We start from the raw sequence: 1105 nt of genomic DNA, 5'->3' as shown, positions 1-1105 counted from the left end.
TTTCGTGGTAGGAAGCGGGATTGGAGGTTTGTTTGGTGGTCTTTTGGGCATACATTCTACTCTTCGGAAAAACAGGAGGGTATCAGAAGAAAAAAGTAGAGCGTGATCCTATCTACACAAAGATAACTGAAGCAGGAATATTTTAAATTAATATAATAAAATCACAGCGTCATGGAAACAGAAAAAGAACGAAAAAGAAAGAATATGTGGTACTGGATCATAGGAACGATAATAGTCCTTATACTGATTTGGTGGTGGTGGGCAGAAGCTGCGTAAAGGACACGGAATTCCTTATTCATTGAAAATTATAATCAATTAAATTTTTAAACTATGGAAACAGAAAGAGAACGGAAAAGAAAGAATGCCAGAATGTGGTATTGGATCATAGGAACAGTAATAGTCATTGCTTTAATATGGTGGTGGGCAGAAGCAGCTTAAAAGGCTTCACAACTTTATTTATTAAAATTCTAATCAGTTAAACTTCCTAAACTATGGAACCAGAAAGAAAAACAGAAAACGAAAGAAAGAAACAAAATGCCAAAATGTGGTATTGGATCATAGGAACAATAATAGTCATTGCCTTAATATGGTGGTGGTGGGCAGAAGCTGCCTAAAAAGCAGTACAAGTTTGTAGTTCAGGGGCTGCAGGCCTGGAACAAGATATTTTAGATTATGATAATCACAGTAACAAACCGGCCTGCAGCCCATTAATTATTTACCAGGACCCACTACAACAATTGTATGGGAAACTGCCCCCATTATAGTTAAAATTAAAAAGATGAAGGTAAAATATAGAATTATAATTCTCTTTGCTGTTCTGGTGGGATTCCAAAGTTGCTATCGTATTATGCCTTCCAAAGGCGGCGGGCAGCTGGATGATGTTCCTGAAAAGCGAAATATAGAACCCACTGATGTGCTTTTACCTGATGGGTATAAAATAGAAGTCGTCACAGAAGGATTAACTTTTCCCACCGCAGTTACCTTTGATGAGGAAGGCAATATTTATGTTATAGAAGGAGGTTACTCCTATGGAGAAGTTTTTTTAGCTCCAAAATTGCTCAAAATACAGCCAGACGGTTCCACAACTACTGTGTACACGGGTCAA

General features: G+C 37.6%; 2 protein-coding genes. Both read left to right on the top strand.

Features of this window, described 5'->3' with window-relative positions:
* Positions 1–491 precede the first annotated feature (491 nt).
* Positions 492–614 (top strand): hypothetical protein, encoded by a 123-nt coding sequence (locus RM549_RS19340; RefSeq protein WP_311687758.1) that lies wholly within the window; start codon positions 492–494, stop codon positions 612–614.
* Between the two features lie 164 nt (positions 615–778).
* Positions 779–1105: hypothetical protein (locus RM549_RS19335; RefSeq protein ID WP_311687756.1), on the top strand; the 327-nt coding region annotated here is incomplete at its 3' end.

It is taken from the genome of Autumnicola patrickiae (genome assembly GCF_031846525.1).
Taxonomy (GTDB): domain Bacteria; phylum Bacteroidota; class Bacteroidia; order Flavobacteriales; family Flavobacteriaceae; genus Autumnicola; species Autumnicola patrickiae.
This window is presented reverse-complemented; position numbering and strand designations above follow the sequence as displayed.